The following is a 5,974-nucleotide window of genomic DNA, read 5'->3' on the forward strand; positions in this document are numbered from 1 at the left end:
GACCTGACGGTGACCAGTGTCCTGGTGCCTCTGGTCGCGGGTTCGGCGGTCGTGGCTGACGAGCAGGGCGGCGCGGAGGGTCTCGCGGGCCTGGTCAGGGCGTCGGAGACGTTCGGTCTGGTCAAGGCGGTCCCGGCTCACCTCCCGCTCCTGGCGGAGATGCTCACTCCCGAGCAGGCGGCTGCTTCCGCCCGTACGTGGGTCGTGGGTGGCGAGGCCTTGTCGGGGACGGTCGTCCGTGACTGGCTGGCCCGAGCCCCGCACTCCGTGATCGTGAACGAGTACGGCCCGACGGAAACGGTCGTCGGCTGCTGCGTGCATGAGATCTCGGCCGGTCAGAGTGTCGGGGACACGGTGCCGATCGGTCGTCCGATCGCGAACACCCGCCTGTACGTCCTCGACGCGCGGATGCGTCCGGTCGCTCCGGGTGTCGCCGGCGAGCTCTACATCGCGGGCACGCAGCTGGCCCGTGGCTATGTGAAGCGCCCGGCGTTGACGGCTGAGCGTTTCGTGGCCAATCCCTTCGAGCCCGCCGGCCGTCTCTACCGCACGGGTGACATGGCCCGCTGGACGAAGGACGGCCTGCTGGAGTACCTCGGCCGTGCCGACGAGCAGGTCAAGGTCCGTGGTTTCCGTATCGAGCCGGGCGAGGTCGAAGCCGTCGTCACGGCGCACCGTGAGGTCGCCCAGGCGGCGGTCGTTGCCCGCGAGGACACCCCGGGGGACACCCGCCTCGTCGCCTACGTCGTCCCCACCGACCCCGAAGCGTCCGAACAACTCCATGAATCCATAAGGAATTTCGTCGGCACCCGGCTTCCCGACTACATGGTTCCGTCCGCGGTCGTCGTCCTCGACGCGCTCCCGCTGACCGCCAACGGCAAGCTCGACCGCAAGAACCTCCCCGCCCCCGAGCACTCCGCCTCGGCGGGACGCGGGCCGGCCAACCGCCAGGAGGAGATCCTCTGCGCGGCCTTCGCCGAACTCCTGGGGCTCCCCGAAGTCGGCGTCGACGACGACTTCTTCGCCCTCGGCGGCCACTCCCTGCTCGCCGTCCGCCTGACCAGCAGGATCCGCGCCGAACTCGGCGTCGAGGTCCCGCTCCGCGTGCTCCTCGAAGCATCGACCGTGGCAGCACTCGCACAACAACTAGCCCACCAGAAGACAGCACGGCCGGCGTTGCGGCCCATGCGTAACCAGGAGGAGTCCTGATGATCCCGTTGTCCTTCGCGCAGCGGCGGTTGTGGTTCCTCAGCCAGTCCGAGGGCCCGAGTTCCACGTACAACATCCCGGTCGTGCTGCGCCTGTCCGCCGAGACCGACGGGACGGTGCTCGGCGCCGCCCTGCGGGACGTGATCGGCCGCCACGAGGTCCTGCGCACCGTCTACCGGGTCGCGGACGGCGAGCCGTACCAGCACATCCTGAAGCCGGCCGACCTCGACTGGTCGCTGACCGTGGCCGAGGTCGCCCCCGCCGAGCTCGACGACGCGATTGCCGCCGTCCTCGGGCACACCTTCGACCTGTCCGCCGAGATACCGATCCGCGCCTCGCTGTTCTCCACCGGCGGCGCCGAGCAGGTACTCGTCCTGGTGACGCACCACATCGCCAGCGACGGCTGGTCCAAGCGTCCGCTGGCCCGCGACCTCTCCGTCGCCTACGCCGCCCGCGCCGCCGGCCAGACCCCCGACTGGGAGCCGCTGCCGGTCCAGTACGCCGACTACACGCTTTGGCAGCGCGAGATGCTCGGCGACGAGAACGACCCGGACAGCGTGCTGTCCACGCAGATGGCCTACTGGCGCGGTGTGCTGGCCGGCACCCCGGAGGAGCTGGAGCTACCCACCGACCGCTCCCGCCCGGCGCTTCCCTCGCACCGCGGCCACAAGGTCCCGCTGACCGTGCCCGCCGCCGTCCACGCCCGCCTCGCCGAGCTCGCCAAGGCCGAGGGCGTGACTCCCTTCATGGTGCTCCAGGCCGCCCTCGCGGCCGTCCTCGCCCGCGTCGGCGCGGGCACCGACATCCCGATCGGCACCACGGTCGCCGGGCGTACGGACGTCGCCCTCGACGACCTCGTCGGCTTCTTCATCAACTCCCTCGTCCTGCGCACGGACGTGTCGGGCGACCCGACCTTCACCGAACTCCTCGCACGGGTAAGGAAGGCCGACTGGGCGGCCTTCGAGCACCAGGAGGTGCCGTTCGAGAAGCTCGTCGAGGAACTCGCCCCTGCCCGCTCCCTCGCCCGGCACCCCCTCTTCCAGGTGATGCTGAAGGTCCAGAACACCGGAGAGGCCGTCCTCGACCTGCCCGGCACCGGCACGGGCGCCGGCAACACACCGGCCCAGGCCCCCGACGCACAGGCTCCGACCGAGACCGTCACCCACACCGGCCCGGCCACCAGCGAGTCCGCCGCCAAGTTCGACCTCGATGCCTCCGTCACGGAGGTCTTCGACGAGTCGGGTGCTCCCGCGGGTCTGCGTGGTTCGGTGGTGGCGTCGGCGGATCTGTTCGACGTGGAGACGGCCGAGCGGCTCGTGGCGCGGTGGGCGAGGGCCATTGAGCTGTTGGTGGTGGCTCCGGGGTCGCGGCTGAGCGAGGTCGAGGTCCTGGACGTCTCGGACCGCCGGAAGCTGGTGGAGTGGAACGACACCGCTGTGGAGGTGGTGGCGGGTTCGCTTCCGGAGCTGTTCGCGGCGCAGGTCGCGCGGACGCCGGACGCTGTTGCCGTGGTCGCGGCGGGGGAGTCCCTGTCGTACGGGGAGCTGGACCGTCGTGCTGACCGTCTGGCCCGTTACCTTGCCGATCACGGTGTGGGTGCGGAGTCGCTGGTGGGTGTGTGTCTGGAGCGGGGTGCGGATCTGATCGTCGCGCTCGTGGCCGTGCTGAAGGCCGGTGGCGCCTATCTGCCTCTGGATCCGGCGTATCCGGCGGACCGGATCGCGTACATGGTCCAGGACGCGTCCCCGGTCGTCGTCCTGGCGTCGTCGGCGACGGCAGGCGTGCTGCCGGACTCGGACGCGTCGATCGTCCTCGTGGACGACGCGCAGACCGTGGCAGCTCTCGAAAGCCTCGCGACCGGCCCGCTGGACACGCGTATCCGCCCGGAGCACCCGGCGTACGTCATCTACACGTCGGGTTCGACGGGCCGCCCGAAGGGCGTGGTCGTCACCCATGGTGGGGTCGTGGGTCTGTGCGAGAGCCACGGCAGGTCGGTGTTCGCGACGACGGACGGTGTCCCGTTGAAGGTCGCGCTGACGACGTCGGTCTCCTTCGACGCATCGTGGAACCAGCTCTCCGCCCTGTTCTCGGGCCATGAGCTGCATGTCGTCGACGCCGACACGTGGCTGGACGCGGGTCGGCTGGTCGCCTGGATGACCGCCTCCCGTATCGACTTCGCCGAGATAACCCCCTCCTATCTCCAAGTCCTGATGGACGAGGGCCTGTTCGACGCCGAGCAGCACCCTTCCCGTATCGGTGTCGGTGGCGAGGCCACCCCGGTCGGTCTGTGGGAGCGGCTGCGTGGACTGGAGGGTGTGGAGGGTTTCAACTTCTACGGCCCGACGGAGGCGACGGTCGACACCTCGATCGCCCGCCTCTCCGCCTCCGCGGATGTCGTGGTCGGCAGCCCGGTCCCGAACGCCCGCGTGTTCGTCCTCGACGAGTCCCTGCGTCAGGTTCCGGTCGGTGTGGCCGGCGAGCTGTACGTGTCGGGTGCGGGGCTGGCGCGGGGTTACGTGAACCGCCCGGTCCAGACGGCGGAGCGTTTCGTGGCGTCGCCGTTCTCGGCTTCGGGCGAGCGGATGTACCGGTCGGGCGACCGCGTGAAGTGGACGAAGGACGGCCAGTTGGTCTTCCTGGGCCGTACCGACGACCAGGTCAAGGTCCGCGGCTTCCGCATCGAGCTCGGCGAGGTCCAGGCAGCCGTCGCCGCGCACCCGCAGGTCACCCAGGCGGCCGTGGTCGTACGGGAGGACGTCCCCGGCGACCGGCGCCTGGTCGCGTATGTCGTCGTCTCCGACGAACCGGCCTCCCCCATCGCCGAGTTCGTCTCGCGCAGCCTGCCCGATTACATGGTTCCGTCGGCGGTCGTGGTCCTGGACGCGCTGCCGCTGACCGCGAACGGCAAGCTCGACCGCAAGGCGCTGCCCGCGCCCGAGCACGACAGCACCACCGCGGGCCGGGGCCCGTCGAACGCCCGCGAGGAGATCCTCTGCGCCGCGTTCGCCGAGGTCCTCGGACTCGAAAGCGTCGGCGTCGACGAGGACTTCTTCGCCCTCGGAGGCCAGTCCCTGCTGGCCATCCGGCTCGTCGCCCTCCTGCAGAAGCGCGGTGTCTCCGTCTCGGTCCGCTCGTTCTTCCAGGACCCGACCCCGGCCGGCCTCGCCGCCTCGGCGGGCGCGGTCCAGGTGACCGTCCCGGCCAACCTGATCCCGGCCGACGCGACCGCGATCACCGAGATCACCCCCGACATGCTGCCGCTCGTCGACCTCACCACCGACGAACTGGCCGCCATCGTCGCCACCGTCGACGGCGGGGCGCCCAACATCGCGGACATCTACCCGCTGGCCCCGCTCCAGGAGGGCCTGCTCTTCCACCACCTGCTCGCCGACGGTGGCGACGACGCCTACGTCATGCCGACCGTCCTGGAGTTCGACTCGCGCGACCGCCTCGACGCCTTCACGGACGCCCTGCAGCAGGTCGTCGACAGACACGACATCTACCGCACCTCGATCGTGTGGGAGGGCCTGCGCGAGCCGGTCCAGGTCGTGTGGCGCCGCGCCACCCTGCCCGTCACCGACGTCGTCCTCGACCCCGAGGGCGGCGACCCCACGGAGCAGCTCATCGCGGCCGGTGGTCTGCGCATGGACCTGACCGAGGCCCCGCTGCTGCGGATGCACGCGGCCCAGGTCCCCGGCACCGGCCGGTGGCTCGGTCTGCTGCGGGCGCACCACGTCGTCCGTGACCACACCGCCCTGGAGATCGTGTTCCACGAGGTCCAGGCGATCCTGGCGGGCCGGGGCCGTGAACTGGCCGCGCCGATGCCGTTCCGGAACTTCGTCGCCCAGACCCGGGGCGCCGTCGCGCGCGCCGAGCACGAACGCTACTTCGCCGAGCTCCTCGGCGACGTCACCGAGCCCACCGCCCCCTTCGGCATCGCCGACGTCCGTGGCGACGGCGCCGGCGCGATACGCGAAGTGGTGCCGTTCGATCCGGAGCTGACGGTACGGCTCCGCGAGGTCTCCCGCCGGCTCGGCGCGAGCCCCGCGACCGTCATGCACGTCGCGTGGTCCCGCGTCCTCGCCGCGGTCAGCGGCCGCGAGGACGTCGTCTTCGGCACCGTCCTCTTCGGCCGCATGAACGCCGGAGAGGGCGCCGACCAGGTCCCCGGCCCGTACATGAACACCCTGCCCGTACGCGTCCGCACCGACGCCACCGGCGTCCGGGCGGCCGTCTCCGCGATGCGCGGCCAGCTCGCCGAGCTCCTGGAGCACGAGCACGCACCGCTCGTCGTGGCCCAGCGCGCCAGCGGCGTCACCGGCGACACCCCGCTGTTCACCGCCCTGTTCAACTTCCGCCACAACCCCGGCCGCAGCGCCGAGCAGCGCGCGGACAAGCGCCGCCACGAGGGCATGGAGGGCATGCGCGCGGTCTTCACCCGCGAGCGCACCAACTTCCCCCTGATGGTCTCGGTCAACGACAACGGCGACCTGTTCACGCTGGCCGTCGACGCGGTCGCCCCGATCGACCCCCGCGTGGTCGGCGAGTTCGTCCGTACGGCCGCGGAGAACCTGGTCGCGGCCCTCGAATCGACCCTCGACCACGACGAGGACGTGCCGCTCGGCTCCGTCCAGGTCCTGGACGAGGCAGGCCTGCGCCAGGTCCTCACAGAGTGGAACGACACGGCGGCCGAGACGCCGACCGGTTCGCTGCCTGAGCTGTTCGAGGCGCAGGTCGCGCGGACGCCGGGGTCGGTGGCCGTCGT

2 protein-coding genes are annotated in these 5,974 nt (G+C 71.2%); both read left to right on the forward strand.

What is annotated here, in order from left to right; genetic code table 11:
* Nucleotides 1-1,209, forward strand: a 1,209-nt coding sequence (locus AB0G79_RS33210; protein ID WP_360813197.1) for a non-ribosomal peptide synthetase, incomplete at its 5' end; no start/stop codon positions are given.
* On the forward strand, nucleotides 1,209-5,974 hold a 4,766-nt coding region (locus AB0G79_RS33215), incomplete at its 3' end, for an amino acid adenylation domain-containing protein (protein WP_360813199.1). The genes AB0G79_RS33210 and AB0G79_RS33215, both read left to right, overlap by 1 nt.

Origin of the sequence: Streptomyces sp. NPDC020807, from assembly GCF_040641575.1 — a bacterium.
Lineage (GTDB): Bacteria > Actinomycetota > Actinomycetes > Streptomycetales > Streptomycetaceae > Streptomyces.